The sequence below is a fragment of the Acetobacter sacchari genome, assembly GCF_017377715.1.
GTDB lineage: Bacteria > Pseudomonadota > Alphaproteobacteria > Acetobacterales > Acetobacteraceae > Acetobacter > Acetobacter sacchari.
On record NZ_JAFVMF010000096.1, the window covers coordinates 1 to 256 of the forward strand.

At 56.2% G+C, this 256-nt stretch carries 1 pseudogene; it reads left to right on the forward strand.

The features are described from left to right. Positions 1-256, forward strand: a pseudogene (locus J2D73_RS20395) (hypothetical protein); the annotation flags it as partial.

Sequence of the window (256 nt, forward strand, 5' to 3'; positions counted from 1 at the left end):
CAAGCTACTGCCGACCAGCGAGGCGATCACACTTTTCGAAAAAGCGCAGAGCATTTATCAGGACCTGGACAACCTGCGCCTGCTGGCCGACAACCTGGCTCGCGATCCGCGCGCCAAGATCACTTTAGGCTGTCTGCCAAGCCTGGGGTTAAGCCTGGTGCCGGAGCTGGTGACCGACTTTTATCAGCAAAACAGCAACCTGGTGATGACGCTCACTACCGAGCACACCGAGACGCTGGTCAAAAAACTGGATTTG